Annotated in this window: 22 protein-coding genes; 10 read left to right on the top strand and 12 right to left on the bottom strand. The window is 66.4% G+C overall.

Features of this window, described 5'->3' with window-relative positions:
- Nucleotides 1-24: 24 nt before the first annotated feature.
- From hisS to ACH0CP_RS14660, 4 genes are all read left to right on the top strand, one after another.
- Complete coding sequence (gene hisS / locus ACH0CP_RS14675; protein WP_294442785.1) at nucleotides 25-1275, top strand: histidine--tRNA ligase; 1251 nt, start codon at nucleotides 25-27, stop codon at nucleotides 1273-1275.
- On the top strand, nucleotides 1272-2345 hold the full coding sequence (gene prfA, locus ACH0CP_RS14670) for a peptide chain release factor 1 (protein WP_294442786.1): 1074 nt from the start codon (nucleotides 1272-1274) through the stop codon (nucleotides 2343-2345). The genes hisS and prfA overlap by 4 nt, the downstream gene beginning before the upstream one ends.
- Nucleotides 2338-3153 carry a peptide chain release factor N(5)-glutamine methyltransferase gene (gene prmC, locus ACH0CP_RS14665; protein ID WP_294442787.1) on the top strand — a complete coding sequence of 272 codons (816 nt, stop codon included), beginning with the start codon at nucleotides 2338-2340 and terminating at the stop codon, nucleotides 3151-3153. Before prfA ends, prmC begins: the two co-directional genes overlap by 8 nt.
- Before the next feature lie 258 nt (nucleotides 3154-3411).
- The gene (locus ACH0CP_RS14660) at nucleotides 3412-4278 is read left to right on the top strand and encodes a DUF4167 domain-containing protein (RefSeq protein ID WP_294442788.1); all 867 of its coding nucleotides are present in this window, start codon (nucleotides 3412-3414) and stop codon (nucleotides 4276-4278) included.
- Between the two features lie 81 nt (nucleotides 4279-4359).
- On the opposite strand, the gene queA is transcribed toward ACH0CP_RS14660, so the two are convergent.
- From queA to ACH0CP_RS14645, 3 genes are all read right to left on the bottom strand, one after another.
- Complete coding sequence (queA, locus tag ACH0CP_RS14655; protein WP_294442853.1) at nucleotides 4360-5385, bottom strand: tRNA preQ1(34) S-adenosylmethionine ribosyltransferase-isomerase QueA; 1026 nt, start codon at nucleotides 5383-5385, stop codon at nucleotides 4360-4362.
- A 75-nt stretch (nucleotides 5386-5460) separates the two neighbouring features.
- Nucleotides 5461-6231 carry an exodeoxyribonuclease III gene (xth, locus tag ACH0CP_RS14650; RefSeq protein WP_294442789.1) on the bottom strand — a complete coding sequence of 257 codons (771 nt, stop codon included), beginning with the start codon at nucleotides 6229-6231 and terminating at the stop codon, nucleotides 5461-5463.
- Nucleotides 6232-6245: 14 nt separating this feature from the next.
- Nucleotides 6246-6437 carry a DUF3606 domain-containing protein gene (locus ACH0CP_RS14645; RefSeq protein ID WP_294442790.1) on the bottom strand — a complete coding sequence of 64 codons (192 nt, stop codon included), beginning with the start codon at nucleotides 6435-6437 and terminating at the stop codon, nucleotides 6246-6248.
- Nucleotides 6438-6574: 137 nt separating this feature from the next.
- Here ACH0CP_RS14645 and ACH0CP_RS14640 point away from each other — a divergent pair, with 137 nt between their 5' ends.
- The gene (locus ACH0CP_RS14640; RefSeq protein ID WP_294442791.1) at nucleotides 6575-7384 is read left to right on the top strand and encodes a SirB1 family protein; all 810 of its coding nucleotides are present in this window, start codon (nucleotides 6575-6577) and stop codon (nucleotides 7382-7384) included.
- 9 nt (nucleotides 7385-7393) lie between these two features.
- Here ACH0CP_RS14640 and ACH0CP_RS14635 read toward each other — a convergent pair whose 3' ends face one another.
- Entirely contained in the window at nucleotides 7394-8167 is a 774-nt protein-coding gene (locus ACH0CP_RS14635; protein WP_294442792.1) for an SDR family NAD(P)-dependent oxidoreductase, read from the bottom strand.
- Nucleotides 8168-8335: 168 nt separating this feature from the next.
- Here ACH0CP_RS14635 and ACH0CP_RS14630 point away from each other — a divergent pair, with 168 nt between their 5' ends.
- Nucleotides 8336-9547 carry an MFS transporter gene (locus ACH0CP_RS14630; RefSeq protein ID WP_294442793.1) on the top strand — a complete coding sequence of 404 codons (1212 nt, stop codon included), beginning with the start codon at nucleotides 8336-8338 and terminating at the stop codon, nucleotides 9545-9547.
- 10 nt (nucleotides 9548-9557) lie between these two features.
- Here ACH0CP_RS14630 and ACH0CP_RS14625 read toward each other — a convergent pair whose 3' ends face one another.
- Both ACH0CP_RS14625 and ACH0CP_RS14620 read right to left on the bottom strand, forming a co-directional pair.
- Nucleotides 9558-10379: a glycoside hydrolase family 16 protein gene (locus tag ACH0CP_RS14625; protein ID WP_294442794.1), complete on the bottom strand. Its 822-nt coding sequence runs from the start codon at nucleotides 10377-10379 to the stop codon at nucleotides 9558-9560.
- 1 nt (nucleotide 10380) lies between these two features.
- Nucleotides 10381-10674, bottom strand: coding sequence for a 4a-hydroxytetrahydrobiopterin dehydratase (locus tag ACH0CP_RS14620; RefSeq protein WP_294442795.1), 294 nt, complete (start codon nucleotides 10672-10674; stop codon nucleotides 10381-10383).
- Between the two features lie 61 nt (nucleotides 10675-10735).
- Between ACH0CP_RS14620 and ACH0CP_RS14615 the strand changes: the two genes are divergently transcribed.
- The 3 genes from ACH0CP_RS14615 to ACH0CP_RS14605 are packed head-to-tail and all read left to right on the top strand — an operon-like array spanning nucleotide 10736 to nucleotide 12377.
- A complete protein-coding gene (locus ACH0CP_RS14615; RefSeq protein ID WP_294442796.1) occupies nucleotides 10736-11146 on the top strand; it encodes a metallopeptidase family protein in 411 nt (136 codons plus the stop codon).
- The gene (gene ccmA, locus ACH0CP_RS14610) at nucleotides 11143-11745 is read left to right on the top strand and encodes a heme ABC exporter ATP-binding protein CcmA (protein WP_294442797.1); all 603 of its coding nucleotides are present in this window, start codon (nucleotides 11143-11145) and stop codon (nucleotides 11743-11745) included. The genes ACH0CP_RS14615 and ccmA overlap by 4 nt, the downstream gene beginning before the upstream one ends.
- Nucleotides 11742-12377, top strand: coding sequence for a heme exporter protein CcmB (locus ACH0CP_RS14605; protein WP_294442798.1), 636 nt, complete (start codon nucleotides 11742-11744; stop codon nucleotides 12375-12377). The genes ccmA and ACH0CP_RS14605 overlap by 4 nt, the downstream gene beginning before the upstream one ends.
- Nucleotides 12378-12386: 9 nt before the next feature.
- On the opposite strand, the gene ACH0CP_RS14600 is transcribed toward ACH0CP_RS14605, so the two are convergent.
- Nucleotides 12387-13406: a cell wall hydrolase gene (locus tag ACH0CP_RS14600; protein ID WP_406888394.1), complete on the bottom strand. Its 1020-nt coding sequence runs from the start codon at nucleotides 13404-13406 to the stop codon at nucleotides 12387-12389.
- A gap of 125 nt (nucleotides 13407-13531) precedes the next feature.
- Nucleotides 13532-13753: a hypothetical protein gene (locus ACH0CP_RS14595; protein WP_294442800.1), complete on the bottom strand. Its 222-nt coding sequence runs from the start codon at nucleotides 13751-13753 to the stop codon at nucleotides 13532-13534.
- Nucleotides 13754-14238: 485 nt separating this feature from the next.
- On the opposite strand from ACH0CP_RS14595, the gene ACH0CP_RS14590 reads away from it, so the two are divergent.
- Nucleotides 14239-14532: a hypothetical protein gene (locus ACH0CP_RS14590; protein WP_294442801.1), complete on the top strand. Its 294-nt coding sequence runs from the start codon at nucleotides 14239-14241 to the stop codon at nucleotides 14530-14532.
- 143 nt (nucleotides 14533-14675) lie between these two features.
- On the opposite strand, the gene aroC is transcribed toward ACH0CP_RS14590, so the two are convergent.
- The 4 genes from aroC to ACH0CP_RS14570 are packed head-to-tail and all read right to left on the bottom strand — an operon-like array spanning nucleotide 14676 to nucleotide 18041.
- Nucleotides 14676-15743 (bottom strand): chorismate synthase, encoded by a 1068-nt coding sequence (gene aroC, locus ACH0CP_RS14585; RefSeq protein WP_294442802.1) that lies wholly within the window; start codon nucleotides 15741-15743, stop codon nucleotides 14676-14678.
- Complete coding sequence (locus ACH0CP_RS14580) at nucleotides 15740-16264, bottom strand: GNAT family N-acetyltransferase (protein ID WP_294442803.1); 525 nt, start codon at nucleotides 16262-16264, stop codon at nucleotides 15740-15742. Before ACH0CP_RS14580 ends, aroC begins: the two co-directional genes overlap by 4 nt.
- 5 nt (nucleotides 16265-16269) lie before the next feature.
- Nucleotides 16270-17061 (bottom strand): enoyl-ACP reductase FabI, encoded by a 792-nt coding sequence (gene fabI, locus ACH0CP_RS14575; protein ID WP_406875763.1) that lies wholly within the window; start codon nucleotides 17059-17061, stop codon nucleotides 16270-16272.
- 8 nt (nucleotides 17062-17069) lie between these two features.
- On the bottom strand, nucleotides 17070-18041 hold the full coding sequence (locus ACH0CP_RS14570; protein ID WP_294442805.1) for a YihY/virulence factor BrkB family protein: 972 nt from the start codon (nucleotides 18039-18041) through the stop codon (nucleotides 17070-17072).
- Nucleotides 18042-18066: the final 25 nt, after the last annotated feature.

The raw sequence follows: 18066 nt of genomic DNA, 5'->3' as shown, positions 1-18066 counted from the left end.
AAGCCGCGCCTAGATGCGGCCGTGATGGCCCGTATCCAGACTCCCAACCGCGTCCGCGGCACGCAGGACATTTTCGGCAGCGAACAGCGTCGCTTCGCCCATGTGCTCGATACCTTCGATCGCGTGCGCAAGCTCTATTGCTTCCAGCGTGTCGAGATCCCGATGTTCGAGGCGACGGAAGTCTTCGCCCGCTCGATCGGCGAGACGACCGACGTCGTGTCGAAGGAAATGTACACCTTCCCCGATCGCGGCGGCGATTCGCTGACGCTGCGACCGGAGTTCACCGCCGGGATTGCCCGCGCTTATCTGACCGAAGGGTGGCAGCAGTTCGCGCCGCTGAAGGTCGCGACCTCGGGCGCGGTATTCCGCTACGAGCGTCCGCAGAAGGGGCGCTATCGCCAGTTCCACCAGATCGACGCCGAAATCCTCGGCGCGCCCGAGCCGGCGGCTGACGTCGAGCTGCTGACGCTCGCGGATCAGCTGCTCCATGAACTCGGCATCGCCGACGGCGTGACGCTTCAGCTCAATACCTTGGGCGATGCGGAAACCCGCGACGCCTGGCGTGCCGCGCTGGTGGCGCATTTCGAGGCGCATCGCGGCGACCTGTCGGAGGACAGCCTTACGCGGCTCGAGAAGAATCCGATGCGCATCCTCGATTCCAAGGATCCGCGCGATCGCCCGATCGCCGACGCCGCGCCGGGGATCGACGATTTCCTGACCGAAGAGGCCCGCGCCTTCTTCGATGCGGTGACCGCCGGGCTCGATGCGGCGGGCGTGAAGTGGACCCGCAACGACCGCCTCGTCCGCGGCCTCGATTACTATCGCCACACCGCGTTCGAGTTCGTCACCGATCGTCTCGGCGCGCAGGGCACGGTGCTGGCCGGCGGGCGCTACGATGGCCTCATCGAAAGCCTTGGTGGCCAGCCGACCGCAGGCGTTGGCTGGGCAGCTGGCGTCGAGCGGCTGGCAATGCTGCTGGAGGAGCCGGAATTCGCTGGCCCGGTCAACGTGATCGCTGAGAGCGCGGGGCTTGAGCTTCTGGCGACCGCTGCGGTCGCGGCGCTGCGCCGCGGCGGCGTTGCGGCCGAAGCAACGATCGAGGGTAGCCCGCGCAAGCGCTTCGACAAGGCGCTGAAGCGCAAGCCGTCGCAGACGATGAGCCTGTCGCTGCGGGATGGCGCGCTTCAGGCGTCGCAGCGCGGCTATGGCGCCGGGCAGGACGAGATCGATCAGGTGCGCGCCATCGTCGATCCGGTGATCGCGACGCATCAATGACCGCCATCTCGCTTGACCGCATCCGACAGATCGAGGCGCGGCGTGACGAGCTCGCCGCGCTGATGGCGACCGGCGACTTGCCGGGCGATCGCTTCGTTGCGGTTTCCAAGGAATATGCCGAGCTGGAGCCCGTCGCGCAGGCGGCGGCGGAGGTGCGGCGTCTGCGGCAGGAGGCGGAAAGCCTCGCGCACATGACCGGCGACGGCGATGCCGAGCTTCGGGCGATGGCCGAGGACGAGCTGCGCGAGAACAAGGTCGCGCTGGAGGCGGCGGACCGCAAGCTCGCGCTGGCGCTGCTGCCGCGCGATGCGGCGGATGAACGCTCGGCGATGCTCGAAGTGCGCGCCGGCACTGGCGGTGACGAGGCCGCGCTGTTCGCCGGGGACCTCTTCCGCATGTACCAGCGCTATGCGGAGCGTCAGGGGTGGCGGGTCGAGCTGATCTCCGCCTCGGAAAGCGACGCCGGCGGCTACAAGGAAGTGGTCGCCTCGGTCACCGGCACCGGCGTGTTCGCGAAGCTGAAGTTCGAAAGCGGCGTCCACCGCGTGCAGCGCGTGCCCGTCACCGAAAGCGGGGGGCGGATCCACACCTCCGCCGCCACCGTCGCGGTGCTGCCGGAGGCGGAGGATGTCGACGTGCAGATCGACGACAAGGATCTGCGCATCGACATCTATCGCTCGTCCGGCCCCGGCGGCCAGTCGGTCAACACCACCGATTCCGCGGTGCGCATCGTCCACATCCCCACGGGGCTGACGGTTATCCAGCAGGACGAGAAGTCGCAGCACAAGAACAAGGCGAAGGCGCTGAAGGTGCTGCGCACGCGCCTCTACGAGATGGAGCGCGAGCGGCTTCATGCGGAGCGTGCCGGCGCGCGCAAGTCGATGGTGGGCAGCGGTGACCGCTCCGAACGCATCCGCACTTACAACTTCCCGCAGGGCCGCGTGACCGATCATCGCATCAACCTGACGCTGCACCGCCTGCCCGAGATCCTTGCCGGCGACATGGACGAGCTGATCGGCGCGCTGATCGCGGAGGATGAGGCGGAGCGGCTGGCCACGCTCGATGGCTAACGCTCGGGCCGCGCTCAACGCCGCGGCGGCGCGCTTCGCTTTCTCAGAAACGCCCCGGCTCGATGCCGAACTGCTGCTCGCCTGTGCGCTCGGCATCACGCGCGAACGCCTGCTGCTGACGCTTGCCGATCAGCCTGTGCCGCCCACCTTCGCAGCGCTGGTCGAGCGGCGGGCGGCGCACGAGCCCGTCGCCTATATCACCGGCACGCGCGCCTTCTGGACGATCGATCTCGACGTGGCGCCCGGCGTCCTCATCCCGCGTGCCGACAGCGAGACGCTGATCGAGGCTGCGGTCAATCATTTCGCGGGCACGGCAGGGCCGCGGCGCGTGCTCGATCTCGGCACCGGCTCGGGCGCGCTGCTGCTCGCCGCGCTCGATCAATGGCCGGATGCGACCGGCGTCGGGATCGACGCGTCGCCGCGCGCGCTGGAGATCGCCTCGCGCAATGTCGCCCGCATCGCGCCTGGCCGCGCCGTCATCGTTGCCGGCGGTTGGGAAGGGACGGGGGAAGCGTTCGATCTCGTGCTGTGCAACCCGCCCTATATCGAGGACGGCGCGGCGCTGCCGCCGGAAGTCTCCCGCTATGAACCCTCCAGCGCGCTTTATGCCGGCGCCGACGGCCTCGACGATTACCGCCGCCTCGCCCCGCTGCTAGGTGCGCAGATCGCGCCGGGCGGGGTCGCCTGTATCGAGATCGGCGCGACACAGGCGGCGGCGGTCAGCGCGTTGTTTGCCGCGGCGGGATTGGCTGTACATTCGCGACCGGATCTTGCCGGTCGTGACCGTTGCTTGACCATTGCCGCTTGAAACGCGCCATTTGAGTACAATATTTCCCTTTGAGAAACCGTGTTCACCCGCTATGGCGAAGGCAGGGGCACGCAAAATCAACATAATCCGTTGAATTTGGGCGATTTGCCCACCCTTCGTCATCAGCCGCTGCAGTCCGGCGGCCGGGACAGGCCTTGGAGGAGAAGCGCCGCGCGCGCTCTTCGCCCGGGGCGGGGAATGTTGCACCGATTATCCCGGGAGCATGGCCGGTTTAGGTTTGAGGACGAGGACAGTAATTTGATCAACAACCGTCAGAACGGCCGCCGTCGTGGTCGTGGTGGGCAGCAGCGGCCTCAGGGCGGAGGCGGCCAGGGTTCGCGTGATAGTGGCAATCGGATCGACAGCCGCGCACGGGGCAACGCCAGCCAATTGTACGAAAAGTACAAGAACATGGCATCGGATGCGCAGCGCCAAGGCGATCGCGTCACGACCGAGTATTACCTGCAATTCGCCGATCATTATTTCCGCGTGATGGCGGATCAGCGTGGCCGCTACGAAGAGCAGCAGCCCCGCCGGCAGCAGCCTGATTTCGACAGCGACGACGAGTTCGGTGACGAGGGCGAGCCGATCCGCGCCGAGGAGCAGAGCCGTGGCGGTGACGAGCGCGGTGAGCGCGACGGCAACCGCCAGGGCGACAATGGCCGCCAGCAGGAGGGCTACCGGCAGCGTGACGACCGCCGGCCGCGCGCCGACGACAACCGTCAGCGCGATGACAATCGCCAGCGTGACGAGCAGGGCGGGCGCCAGCGCTACGGCAATGGACGTCCGGCAGAACCCCGCGTGGCCGAGACCGCGATTGCCAGCGAGCAGCGGGACGGCCGGACCGGTGCCGCTGAGAGCGACGCTACTCAGGCCCAGCCGTTTGCCCCGACCATGGCGCAGGAAGGCGAGCCGGCGCGCGGCGAGATGATGAACGAGGCGGCTGCCGCACCCAAGCGCCGTGGGCGCCCGCGTAAGGTGGCGCCGGAAGCAGGCGAGCAACTCGGGCTTGATTCCAGCGTCCTCCCGCCGTCGATTGGTGTGAGCGACGCGGGTGAACAGGGGGCGGCACCCAAGCCGCGTCGTCGCCGTACGCCGGCGCCGGTGGAAGTGGCATCGAGCTGATCCGTCCGCTTCTTACAGCCTGAACCGCATAACGGCCGGCGTTCCCAGGTGGAGCGCCGGCCGTTCTCATGAAATGCCGCCTCAAGGCAGCAGCAATGATGCGTCGCCGTAGGAATAAAAGCGGTAACGCTGGGCAATCGCATGCGCATAGGCCGCCTGCATCCGGTCGAGCCCCATCAGCGCCGATACCAGCATGAACAGGGTTGATCGCGGCAAGTGGAAGTTGGTCAGAAGGCCGTCGATGCCGCGGAAGCGGTAGCCGGGGGTGATGAAGATGGAGGTATCGCCTTCAAACGGCTGGACGACGCCGTCCTCGTTCGTCGCGCTCTCGATCAGGCGAAGCGATGTGGTGCCGACGGCGACGATCCGCCCGCCGGCCGCGCGCACTGCGTTGAGACGTTCGGCTGTCACGGCGTCGATGCGGCCCCATTCAGCATGCATGGCATGATCCGCGGTGTCGTTTGCCTTGACCGGAAGGAAGGTGCCGGCGCCGACGTGAAGCGTCAGCGTAGCGTGGCCGATGCCCGCCTGATCAAGCGCAGCCATTAGCGCGGGCGTGAAGTGAAGTGCTGCGGTCGGCGCGGCGACGGCGCCGGCTTCTCGCGCGAACATCGTCTGGTAATCGTCGGCGTCGCGTTCATCGGTGGGGCGCTTCGCAGCGATATACGGCGGCAGCGGCATGCGTCCGGCGCGTTCCAGCAGCAGTTCGACCGGTTCCTCCCCCGCGAATTCGAGGGCGAAGCTGCCATCGGCCGCGCGATCCCCCGCCACCGCGCTGACACCATTGTCGAAATCGATCTCGTCACCGTCACGGAGCCGCTTCGCGTTGCGGACGAACGCGCGCCAACGGCGAGGCCCCTCGCGCTTGTGTAACGTCGCGCCGACCCGCGCGTTGCCGCGCGTGCCCTCCAGCTGGGCGGGGATCACGCGCGTATCGTTGAAAACCAGCAGATCGCCGGCGCGCAGCTGTGACGGCAGATCGGTCATGACGCGGTCAATCGTGGCCGAGCCGTCGAGCACCAAGAGGCGCGCCGCATCACGCGGCTGGGCAGGGCGAAGGGCGATCCGGTCGGTCGGGAGGTCGAAGTCGAACAAATCGACGTTCATCGCGGTGGCAGGCTCATATTGTGGCAGGGCGCCTGCCGTTAGCAGCATGCCGCCGTTTCCGCGAGGTTCAACCCGCTAGCTAAGCTCCATCCATGTCGGGGCGTGGTCGCTGGTCTTTTCCCAGCTGCGCACATGGCGATCGACGCCGGCGGCCTTCAGGCGCGGTGCAATCGCGGGGCTGAGCAGCAAGTGATCGATGCGCAGGCCTGCGTCGCGCGCGAACGCATTCCGGAAGTAATCCCAGAAGGTGTAGATGCGCTCGGCCGGGTGGAGATGGCGCACTGCGTCCGTCCACCCCTGCGCCAGCAACTTCGCGTATCGCGACCGGACGTCCGGCACGAACAGCGCGTCCTGCGTCCAGCGCTCCGGCTTGTACACGTCCAACTCGGTCGGCATCACGTTGAAATCGCCGGCGAGCACGACCGATGCGCCGGAGCCCAGCAACTCCTTTGCATGATCGACCAGGCGATCGAACCATTCGAGTTTATAGTCGAACTTTGGCCCTGGCCGCGGGTTTCCGTTGGGCATGTAGAGCCCGGCGATGATGATGCCGTTGACTGCCGCCTCGATATAGCGGCTCTGGGTCGGGTCGGGATCCTCCGGCAGGCCCCGGCGCGTTTCGTGGATCGACCCCACGCGCGAGAGGATGGCGACTCCATTCCAGCTTTTCTGGCCGTGCCACAGCGCTTGATAGCCCGCGGCGTTGATCGCTGCGGCGGGGAAACGCTCGTCGGGCGCCTTCAGCTCCTGAAGGACGACGATGTCCGGAGCCGCCTCCTCCAGCCACCGCAGCAGGACGGGTAGGCGACCGTTGACGCCGTTTACGTTGTAGGTCGCGATCTTCACGTGGGCTGCCGCGATCAGCCGACCTTGGTCAATTCTTCGGCAGCGGCATCCAGCTTCGCGCGATCATTGCCGACCTCGTCGATCAGCTTGCGGGCGACTTCCTGCGACAGCCCATGCTTGCCGGCAAAATAGGCCAGTTCATAGCCTTCGCCAGCGGCCACGGTTCGCCGGTCAGCGGCGCCCCGCTTGCTCTTGTCATCGGACATCGTTCTTCTCCTTTTGCCAGAATGAATCCACATGGCGGCCGTGAGTTCCTGCCGTGTAGGGGCCGTGCCGCCGCAACCTGCGTCAACGTCATTAGGGGTGGCCGGGAACTCGTCGGGGCGGCACACGTCTGCCCATCATGGAAGACGCGATTGCTCATCTTGGGCTGCTCGACGACGAAGCGATCCTGCTCGATGCCGACGCCCTGAAACTGGCCAAGCTCGATCACCCGGACGTATCGCTGACGCCTTACGTCGATCTGCTCACGGAGATGACGGAGCGACTGGTCATCACGGGCGGGGACGCGGAGACGGCGGCGCATCGTGCCGCGATCCTCGCTCAGGTGATTGCCGACGAATATGGCTTCATTGGGGATTCGGAGAGCTACGATGATCCGGACAATGCCGATCTGATCCGTGTCATTGATCGTCGGCGCGGCCTGCCGGTCAGCCTGTCGATCCTCTATGTCGCGGCGGCGCGGCGGCTCAGCTGGGCTGCGGATGTGCTGAACACGCCCGGCCATGTCCTGCTGAGGATCGGCTCGGGCGTGGAGTCGGTGCTGGTGGATGCCTTCGCTGGTGGCGTCATCGTCGACCCGGATCACCTCTCTGCCCTGCTTGAACGCGCGCTTGGCCCCGGCGTGAGCCCGACGAGCGAGCATCTGGCGGCGATGACGAACCGGGCGGTGCTGGTGCGCCTGCTGATGAACCAGGCAACGCGCGCGGAGGGGGCAGGCAATCTGGAGCGCGCCCTGACGGTCTATCGGCGCATCACCACAATCGCCCCGTCCTACGGCCATGGCTGGTGGGAGCGGGCGCGGCTGGAGTTGCTGCGCGGGAACGTCGCCGATGCGCGCTCCAGCCTCAGCGCAATGCTGGAGATGACGCGCGAGCCGAGCCTGCGCGCTCACATCTTCGCCGCACTGGACGCGCTATCTCACCGTATGTGAGGCAGCGCGCTAACGATCCTGACCACCGTCGACCGGAATCACCGCGCCGGTGACGAAGCTTGCCATCGGACTTAGGAGGAAGGAAGCGACGCGGCCGATCTCCTCCGGTCGTCCGAAGCGGTTCATCGGCACCTCGCGCTTGATCCAGCGGAGCCAGGTTTCCGACCGTGGGCCGTTGGCACGTTCCTCCCATTCGCCGCCCGGGAAAATGATGTTGCCGGGCGCGATTGCGTTGACGCGCACGCCAGACGGCCCGGCGATGACCGCCAATTCCTTCGACAGATGGTTCATCGCTGCCTTCGCGGTGCCGTAGGTGAGCGGTGTGCCCTTCGCGGCCAGCCCGGCGATCGAGCTGATCATCAGTACTGCGCCTTCCTGCCGCTGGGTCATGCCGCGTAGTGCCGCGCGGGCAAGGAAGAAGGCGGAATCGAGGTTCTGGGCGAAGCCGCCGCGCCACGTGGCGTCATCGACGTCGAAGCCCGGTGGGCAGGGGTGGAGTCCGACATTGGCGACCGCACCCCAGAGAGGCCCAAAAGCCGCTTCAGCGTCCGCCAGGGCTTCGTCGATCGTGGCGGAAAGCGTCATGTCGCCGGCGAAGCTGCGGATGCTGTCGGCACCATAGCGGTTCGCCAGATCGGCGTGGGTGGCCGCCAGTGCCTCCGCGCCCCGAGCGGTGATCGCAACGCGGGCGCCTTCGGTCATGCACGCCTCCACGATCCCGAGCCCGATGCCGCGGCTGCCCCCGGCGACGAAAATTGCCTTTCCGGCGAGCTGCAGGTCCATCCTCTTTCCCCTTCGTCTCGTTCGTTCACACAGCGATCGCCTGCGATGTCGGCGCTGTCCAGCCTTACCCGCGCGGTCGTCGTGTCCTCCGCTAGCACCGAGCGCCAAATTGCTTGTGTTCGGAGGCGGTTGTCGAACCTGCCCGGCGGGCGCACAACAAGGCAGTTCATGCCAGCTTCCCCCGCCCGTATCAGCCAAGACCGACATCGGTCGACGGGCTTTCTGCTACTCTATGCGCTGGCCTACACCGGCGGTGTCGTCGCTTATCTTCCGCTGCTCACGCTCCTCCTGCCACTCAAGATCGAGGCGCTCGCCGGAGAGGCACGGATCGGGGTGTTCAGCGCGACGATCATTGCCGGCGCGTTGGCCGCGAGCGGTGCGAACGTGCTGTTCGGCTGGCTGAGCGACCGCAGCGTGGCGCGGGGACAAGGCCGGCGAAGGTGGCTGTGCTTCGGGCTGATCGCGACCGTCCTGTCCTATGCCGCTGTCGCCGCTGCGGCGTCTTCGGCAGCGATCATCCTCGCGGTAACGCTGTTCCAGGTGGCGGTGAACGCCATGCTCGCCCCGCTTCTTGCGATCATGGCCGACGAAGTGCCTGACGCGCAAAAGGGCGTGGCAGGAGGACTGCTCGCCGCCGCGGTGCCGGTTGCGTCCGGCGTTTCGGCGGCACTTGTCGGTATGCGTCTGCTGCCGGAGGCGGAACGGCTGACGATTGTGGCGGCGGCCGTATTCGTCTGTGTGACCCCGCTGCTGGCGACACGAGCGCGCAAGGCCATCGTTTCCGCGCCGCAGCCGACCGAGATGGAGCAGCGTCGGCGGGATTTGGTCGTCACCTGGGCGGCGCGGCTCTTGGCGCAAGTGGCGGGCAACGCGCTGTCGCTTTACCTGCTCTATTATTTCGAGAGCATCGTGCCGGACGCTGAGCCGGAAGATCTTGCGCCGCGCGTCGGGCATCTCCTGACGATCGTCTACGTCCTGTCGCTGCCGGCCGCTGTGGCTGCCGGCCGGATGTCGGATCATTTCGGCCGGCGCAAGCCGACGCTGGTGGCTGGCGCGTCGCTGGCGTCGGTCGGCCTGGTGATGATGGCATTCGCGGCAGACTGGCGGTGGGCGGCGCTGGGCTTTGCCGCTTATGCGATCGGGTCGGCAGTGTTCCTGACGCTTCACGCTGCGTTCGCGATGCAATTGCTGCCGGATCCCGCGCACCGCGGGCGAGATCTTGGCCTGCTCAACCTCACCAACACTTTGCCCGCGTTGCTCGGCCCGCTGCTGACCTGGTCACTCGCGACGCCGCAGGACTTCGGGGCCGTGCTGCTGACGCTGGCGCTGCTGACCTTTGCCGGTGGCGCCGCCATGACGAGCGTCCGCAGCCGGCGCTGAAGATCAGTCGTTATTTGCGCTGCCAGTAGCGAACGTAGTCCACGGTCATCCGCTGCGGGAAGGCGGCGGCGTCTACGCCTTGCTTTCCGCCCCAGTCACCGCCCACGGCTAAGTTGAGGATCAGATCGTAAGGCTTGGTGAACGGCCATGCGGCCTTGCCACCGGGCTGATCATTGACGACGCGCATGACCGCGCGGTCGTCGATGCCGATGGTGATCGTGTCCGGTTGCCAATCCAGCTGGTACCGGTGGAACGCCGTGCACGCGTCCGGCACGGTGCGTTGCGCGCCGCGTTGCGTCCCCTTCGCATGGTTGAAGGCATCGGTGTGAAGCGTCGCGTGGATCACGTTGGGGTCCCAGCCGACCATCTCCATCACATCTATCTCGCCGCCGCCCGGCCATTTGTCGCCGATCGGAAGCAGCCAGATCGCCGGCCAGCTGCCGCGCCCGCATGGCAGCTTCGCGCGTACTTCGTAGAAGCCGTAGCCGTGCCGCTGCTGCGTCACGAGCTTCGCTGAGGTGTACCGCTGGCCACCGGTATCGGGAAACTGCGCCTTGTCCGCTACTTCGGCATGCGCCTCGATTACCAGATGGCCGTCCTCGATCCGGGCATTCTTCGGACGATCGGCCGAGTAATATTGAAGTTCGTTGTTGAACCAGCCCTTGGCGTTGAACGCGGTGTCGTAGCGCCATTTGCTCTTGTCGATGGCCGGGCCTTCGAACTCATCGGCGAAGCTGGGCGTTGCTACGGGCGCCTTCATCGGTGCGTCGGCGGCGTAGTTGGTGGCACCAAGCGTCGCCGCCTGCAGCGCGAGCGTGAGGAAGATCCCCATGTCAGCCGTCGAGGATCGAATCGATTGCGCCGGCGAGATCGATATCGCGTTCGGACAAGCCGCCCGCGTCGTGCGTCGTCAGTGTGATTTCGACCCGGTTCCAGACATTGGTCCACTCCGGGTGGTGGTCGGCCTTTTCGGCGATCAGCGCGACCTGCGTCATGAAGCCGAATGCCTCGGCGAAATCGGTGAAGACGATGGTCCGCGTGATCGCGTCTCGCCCTTCGTCATAGTCCCAGTCCGGCAGGCTATCGAGCGCATCGGCGCGTTCCGCCTCGCTCAGCTGATCTACCATCGCGCGCTCCCCTTCAGACAAGCTTGTCCTGTGTGAAGCTCAACGCCTATGGCCAAAGGCGATGAGCGGACAAGACCTTCCGGGCGAACCGCCCTCGCTCGATGCGATCGAGCGCCATGCGCGGCATGTCATCGAGCGGCTTCCGGCGGAATTTCGCGCGCATCTCGGCGACGTCGTTCTGATCGTCGAGGAAGAAGCAGATGCGGAGACGCTCGCGAACCTTGGGATTGAGCATCCGCTTGACCTGAGCGGTGTATATCATGGCCGCCCGATCGGTGACAAATCCGCCTTTGAGTCCGGCGCGCTTCCCGATCGCATACACCTCTATCGCCAGGCGATCCTCGCCGAATGGTGCGAGACCGGCGTGCGGCTCGATGATTTGGTGGCGCACGTGACGATCCACGAGATCGGCCACCACTTCGGCCTCAGCGATGACGACATGCACGCGCTCGAGGACGCGGTGGGCGATTGAGCGGGGGGCTCGACGTACGCGATCTTGCCTGTCGGCGCAGCGGGCGCCTGCTGTTCGATCACGTCAGCTTCTCGCTGGCCGCCGGAGATGCGCTGATCATCAGCGGGCCGAATGGCTGCGGCAAATCGAGCCTCTTGCGTGTGATCGCCGGCCTGTTGCTGCCGTTCGCTGGCGATGTAACGGCGAGCGGCAGCATCGCTTTGATGGGCGAGGCGAGCGCTCTCGACAATGATCGGCTGCTCGCCGCGGCGCTACATTTCTGGGCGACGTTCGACGCGGCTGATGACCCCCGCAAACGGGTGGCGAAGGCACTTGCCGATGTGGGGCTGTCCGCGCTTGCCGATGTGCCCGTCAGGCTGTTGTCGACCGGGCAGCGGCGGCGGGCGGCACTGGCGCGGGTGATCGCTGGCGGCGCTGCGATCTGGTTGCTGGATGAACCCGCCACAGGGCTTGATGCGGGATCGATCCAGCTGCTGGAGGCGGCGATCGCAGCGCATCGCGCGAGGGGCGGAATTGCCATCGTCGCGACGCATCAGCCGATCGCCTCACCCGGCGCGCAGGCGGTCGATCTCAGCCACTTTGCGTCGGTGGACGCATGATCGCGCTCGTACGGCGCGAGGTTCGGCGGGGCTACGCGGGCGGCGGCGCGACGTTGATCGTCAGCTTTTTCCTTCTCGTCTCGGTGCTGTTCCCGTTCGCGATCGGGCCGGATGCCCGCGTGCTGGCGCGGGTCGGTGGCGGCGTGATTTGGGCAGCGGCCCTGCTAGCCGCGCTTCTGCCGGTGGAGCGTCTGATCGGGCCGGATCTGGACGCAGGCGTGTTCGACCAGCTGGTCGTGCGTCGCCACTCGCTCGTTGCGGCTGCAGCGGCGAAGATGATGGGCCATTGGCTGGTCTTTGCGCCGCCGGTGATGATGGCCGCATTGGTGTCCGCGGCGCTGCTGGGGATCGATAGCGCCACGTTGCTTGCGGTCGAGGCGGGCCTTCTGATCGGGACACCCGGGCTGGCCGCGTTGGCCGTAGCGACCGCAGCACTGACGGCGGGGTTGCGCGGTGCCGGCGCCGTAGCGGGGCTGGTGATGCTGCCGCTCGCCATTCCCTTGCTGATCTTCGGCGCTGGGGCGATCGATGGTGGCGGAGGCAGCCTGAAGTTGCTGGGTGCGGTGAGCCTGCTGCTGGTGGTCGGCGCGCCGATCGTCGCCGCTGCCGCGATCCGCATCGGGATGGAATAGGGCTAAGCCCTAGCGTAGCGGCTTGCCGGCATCCTTCCAGCGATCAAGCACTTGCGATTCCGGCAGCTTGTTCTGCGACGGTGTAACGAGTGCCGTGCCGCTATCCTCATGCTCGGGGCGCACCTGCGGCGCAGGGGCCGCGGCTGGAACCACCCGGACGGGATGAGAGATAGCGATGATTGGGGAAATGGAGGCCGGCGCGGCCGGCCCTGCCAAAGGTTCGCGTCCCACATAACGTTGGGGGAAGGCGAGCGGCGTGCCCCAGAATCCCTTCCAGCGATGGAAGAAGTGGGCGCCAATCGCGTCGGTCATCACCAGCGTGCGGTTCCACGCCGGTGTGACCGCGTAGGTATGGTAATGGGTGGCGAGCCCGACAGGCGAAAAGACATACCCGCTTAGCGCAGTGGCCGCGATCCGCGCGGCCCGCGCCCAGCCGGCGCGCGAGGGAATACGCGCCGATGCGCCATCGCAAGCAAAGCTGAACTGGCAGCCGGTGCCCCGGTGCGCGCCCTGATAGACGACGCCGCACACGGTGGACGGAAAGGCGGGGTGCCGAACGCGGTTGAGCACGACCTGCGCCACCGCCCGCTGGCCATCGTCGGGTTCGGAAGCGGCCTCATAATAAATAGCCGCGGTCAGGCACTCGGTGGCACGCGCGCGATCGAGCGGGTTGATACCCCGTATCGAGAACGGCAGCGCTGGTGTGACACCCGCGCTGGTAGTGAAAGCTAGTGCGCTGCCGTCGACCGGTTCGGGCGGTAATTCAGCGGTCCCGGTGACGCCTCGTCCCGGGGACGCGATCTGCGCCGCCCAGTTCGCATCCTTCGAGTTCGAGACCACGCCAGCTGACGTCTGGCCCCCACGCTGCGCCGATAGAAGCGAAGGCAAGGTGGCAATGACCGGCAGGCCGATGATCATGACGATCGGCGTCGCGACGGCCGCTGCTCGCGCCCAGGCGCGTCGCTGCCATCGCCGCCGCGCGAGGCGCAGGGCGGCGCGCTCGCTGGGATGCAGCGCGACGGTGCTCATCGACGATCCATGACCATGCCGAAGCGGGCCTGTAATGGATCAGCGTAGCTTTTTCGTTGCCAAAGTTGCTGCCGTCTCGCGGCGGCACAGATCGAGGTTAACGAGGCCGGAGCCGGGCCAGGCCGTTACTTCGGCTCGTTCGGCGGCGGAGAAGCCGAATCGTCGAGCATGTTGTCGGCGGAATTCATGCTGTCTTCGGCCGGTGGCGACGCGGGCGTGTCGCCCGGCCCGCCGACGTGGGCGATGATCATGTTGTTGCTCGTCTGCATCCCGGGGTTGCCGACCTGGGCAATCGCGGCGGTCGACAAAGCGAGGATCGCGATACTGCCGGCGGTGGCAATGCGCATGATGGCACTCCTTTGTCTTAGCGTGGTGGGAGAGGCTGGGCCGATGGCGCTGGCGGCGAGGCCACGCCGGATCCGATACGTTGCACGCCGGCAGGACCATCATTCAGCGTCGAGGCTGGCGGAAGCGATGCGCGTGCAGCGTCGCGTCCCTGCTGCTCCGCCCGTTCACGTTCCGCCTGCGAGAGGCTGTCGCGCGTCGCAGAGCTGCTAGGCGGCGGCGGGACCGCGGGGTCCAGGGCGTTCGGTTCAAGGCGCCGTGACAGGCTGTCGGCGAGTTGCGCCGAGGCTGGCGCCCCAATGAAGGCGGTACTGAAGAGAATAGCGGCGAAACGCATTGGATCGCTCCTCGGCTCTCTTCGAAGACGCACCCGTCGGTGGCGGGTTCCCCGGACTATATGCGGAAAGGCCCGACAGCTGAACTGCCGGGCCTTCCTGACCTATCGGTCTAGTCCGATTACCCCTGCGGCGGGGTCGTCGGCGTCGTCGTGGACGGATCGGTCGGGCTGGTCGTTGCCGACGGATCAGTCGTCGTCGTGCCGCTGTTCGGGCTCATCGTGTCGCTCGTGGAAGGCGAGGTGCGATCCGTGCGGCTGCTCGACGAGTCCGTCGTGGTCGATGACGGATCAGTGCTCGACTGCGGATCTGCCGACTGGGTCGTCGAAGGGGTGGTGGACTGGCCACCGGCGCTCTGGGCGATCGCAGCACCCGGAAGGACCAGGGCAGCAGCAGCCATCAGCATAAAGGGCTTCATGGGATATCTCCTATGTGTTTTCCCGTGACCCCATAATAACCGATCAAAACCGCAAAGGTTCATCGGCCGAACCTGCAAATGGCTCGCTTTACCATACGGTTTATCCCCAATCGGGAGATTCCCTATGCTTTTCTGATCTGGGTTAACCCTGTTCGTCGCCTGTGCGACGACTCAGCCACATTGCGCGCGGTGCAGCAGATATTGATCGGCGAGCACGAGAGCTACCATCGCCTCGACAACAGGCACGCCGCGGATGCCGACGCACGGGTCGTGGCGCCCCTTCGTCGCTATTTCGGTGGGCATTCCCGTGCGCGAAATGGTGGGAACTGGCGTCAGAATGGAACTGGTTGGTTTGAAAGCGACACGAATGCGCAGCGGTTGGCCGGTAGAAATACCGCCAGTGACACCGCCGGCATGATTTGCGAGGAATTCCGGCCCGTTTTCGCCCGGCCGCATCGGATCGGCATTCTCTTCGCCCGACAGCGCTGCGGCGGCGAAGCCGTCGCCGATCTCAACACCCTTCACCGCATTGATCGACATGGCCGCGGCAGCAAGCTCGCTGTCGAGCTTGGCATAAAGCGGTGCGCCCCAGCCGGCAGGAACGCCGGTGGCCTCGCAGGCGACGACCGCGCCAAGCGATGAACCGGCCTTGCGGGCAGCATCGACCTTCGCTTCCCAGCGCAGCGCGGCGGCAGGATCGGGGCAGAAGAACGGGTTGGTGTCGATCACGGCATCGTCGAACGCAGCGTAATCGATCGTGTCGCCGCCGATCGCCTCGACCCAGGCGCGGATGCGCACCGCGGGGATCACCGCCCGCGCGATCGCGCCAGCCGCCACCCGCGCCGCCGTCTCGCGCGCGGACGAGCGCCCGCCGCCGCGATAATCGCGGAAGCCGTACTTCGTGTCATAGGCGTAATCGGCATGGCCGGGTCGATAAGCCACAGCAACGTCGGAATAGTCCTTCGAGCGCTGGTCCACATTCTCGATCATCAGGCTGATCGGCGTGCCGGTGGTGCGACCCTCGAAAACGCCGGAGAGGATGCGGACCTGATCCGGCTCGCGGCGCTGGGTGGTGAAGCGCGAGGTGCCGGGGCGCCGCTTGTCGAGCCACGGCTGGATGTCGGCCTCGCTGAGCGTGATGCCCGGGGGGCAGCCGTCGACCACCGCGCCGAGCGCCGGCCCGTGCGATTCGCCCCAGGTGGTGAAGCGGAAGACGCGCCCGAAAGTATTCCAGCTCATGACGTTCCCAGTCGCGCGAAGGCGGGTGCGTGATGGGCAGCCTCGCGTACCCCGCATGGGACCAGGCCGCCCTGCAGCGGCAGCGCCATGAATGCGTCGCCCGCATAAGGAGAGGTGAAGTTGCGCGCGACCGCGGCATCATAGCCGAAGCGGCCGTAGAATTGAGGATCGCCGAGGACGAAGCTCAGCACCACGCCGGCAGCCTCCAGCCGTTCATGCGCGCTGGCGACCAGCGCCTCGGCCACATCCTGGCGGCGATAGCGCGCGGCGACGGCGAGCGGCGCCAGCGCGACGGCAGGCACCGACCGGCCATTCACCGTCACGTCCATGCGGCTGAACACGATCGTGCCGGCAAGATCCCCGCCGTCCTCGTCATCCGCCACCAGCGTCAGCACCATGTCGCCCGCAAGGCACAGTTCGCGCACGAGATCCGCTTCCTCCGGCGCGGGGAAGCTCGCGCGCAGCAGGGCGTCGATACGGGGCACGTCGGCCGCCGCTGCCGGACGAATCGCAATGGCCACGAGGATCAGACCAGCGCGATATCCGGCGCGTCTTCCGCCTTCATGCCGATGACATTGTAGCCCGCGTCGACGTGATGGATCTCCCCCGTCACGCCGCTGGCGAGATCGCTGAGGAGATACAGGCCGGCGCCGCCGACCTCGTCGATCGTGACGTTGCGCTTGAGCGGCGAATTCAGTTCGTTCCACTTCAGGATGAGGCGGAAATCGCCGATGCCGCTGGCGGCGAGCGTCTTGATCGGGCCGGCGGAGATCGCGTTGACCCGGATATTGTCGCGCCCGAGATCGACCGACATGTACTGCACGCTCGTCTCAAGTGCCGCCTTGGCGAGACCCATCACGTTGTAATGCGGGATGACCTTTTCCGCGCCGTAGTAGCTCAACGTCAGCAGGCTGCCGCCGTTCGGCATCATCTTCGCGGCGCGCTGCGCCACGGCGACGAACGAATAGACGCTGATGTTCATCGTCATCAGGAAGTTGCCGAGGCTGGTATCGACGAAGCGGCCGCGCAACTCGTTCTTGTCGGAGAAGCCGATGGCGTGGACCACGAAGTCGATCGTCGGCCAGGTCTCTGCGAGTTTGGCGAACGTATCGTCGAGCGCGCCCATGTCGCTGACGTCGCAATCGAACAGGTGCGAGCTTCCCAGCTGCTCGGCGAGCGGGCGAACGCGCTTCTCCATCGCCTCGCCCTGATAGCTGAACGCGAGCTCGGCGCCTGCTTCGGAAAGCTTCTTGGCGATGCCCCAGGCGAGGGACTTGTCGTTCGCGAGGCCCATGATGAGACCGCGCTTGCCTGCCATCAATGAATTCACGGTGCTGCCTTCGCTCCGGTTCCGGTGGGCGCCTGCTCTAGCGCGGTCTCTGGGGGTTCCGCCAGTGCTGCGTTGAGATGAGCGCCGAAGACCAGCCCCAAACCGATCAGATAGAAGAACAACAGCATCACCACGACGCCGGCGAGGCTGCCGTAGGTGAGATCGTAACCGCCGAGGCTGGAGAGAACCACCGGCAGCCCCGCCGTCATCCCGATCCACCAGATGGTGGTGAACAAGGCGCCCGGCCATTTGCGGCTATCGCTGTAACGATAGCGCGTCGGCGTGACGAAGTAGAAGAGCATGTACAGCGCGCCGAACATGACCAGCCCCGGCACCGCGCGGCTGATCCCGATCCATCCCGCGACATCCTCCGCCCACGGCAGCAGCCGGTAGATGAATTGTTCCGCGGCGGTGAGCAGGCCCTGCACCAGGAACGAAACCAGCGCGAGAATGACTGAGAGGACGATGCCGAGGCTGAGCCCGAGCCGCGCGCGCCACAGCGACTGCGAACTGGTGGTGCCATAAGCGCGGCGGAAAATGTCCCGGATAGTCTCGACGAAGCTGCCGACCGTCCACAGGCCGACGAACCCGCCCAGCCACAAAAGCGAGCCGGTGCGGGCCTTCAACACGTCGTTGATCGGCTTGCGCAAAATGTCGGCCACGTCGGGCGGCAGGACGTGGAGAAAGGATTCGACCGCCTGGCGCGTTTCGTGATTCTGGCCGAAGATCGACAGCACCGCCGCTGCGACGATGAAGAACGGGAACACCGTCATCAGCGCGAGATAGGCAAGGTTGCCGGCGTGGATGAAGCCATCGTTGTACACGCCGGTTGCCGCCCGGCGCAGCACCTCGAAGGCGTAGCTGCCGGGCTTCACCTTGGCGATCTGGTGGTTCAGCCGTTCCCGCGCATGGGTGCGCGCATGATGCGCCCGATCCTCCGGCGTCAGCGTGGTGGGCCTGTCGCTCACCGATCCCCTTTCCCCTGTTGTGGGT

It is taken from the genome of Sphingomonas sp. 179-I 2A4 NHS (assembly GCF_045369135.1).
GTDB lineage: Bacteria > Pseudomonadota > Alphaproteobacteria > Sphingomonadales > Sphingomonadaceae > Sphingomonas.
This window is presented reverse-complemented; position numbering and strand designations above follow the sequence as displayed.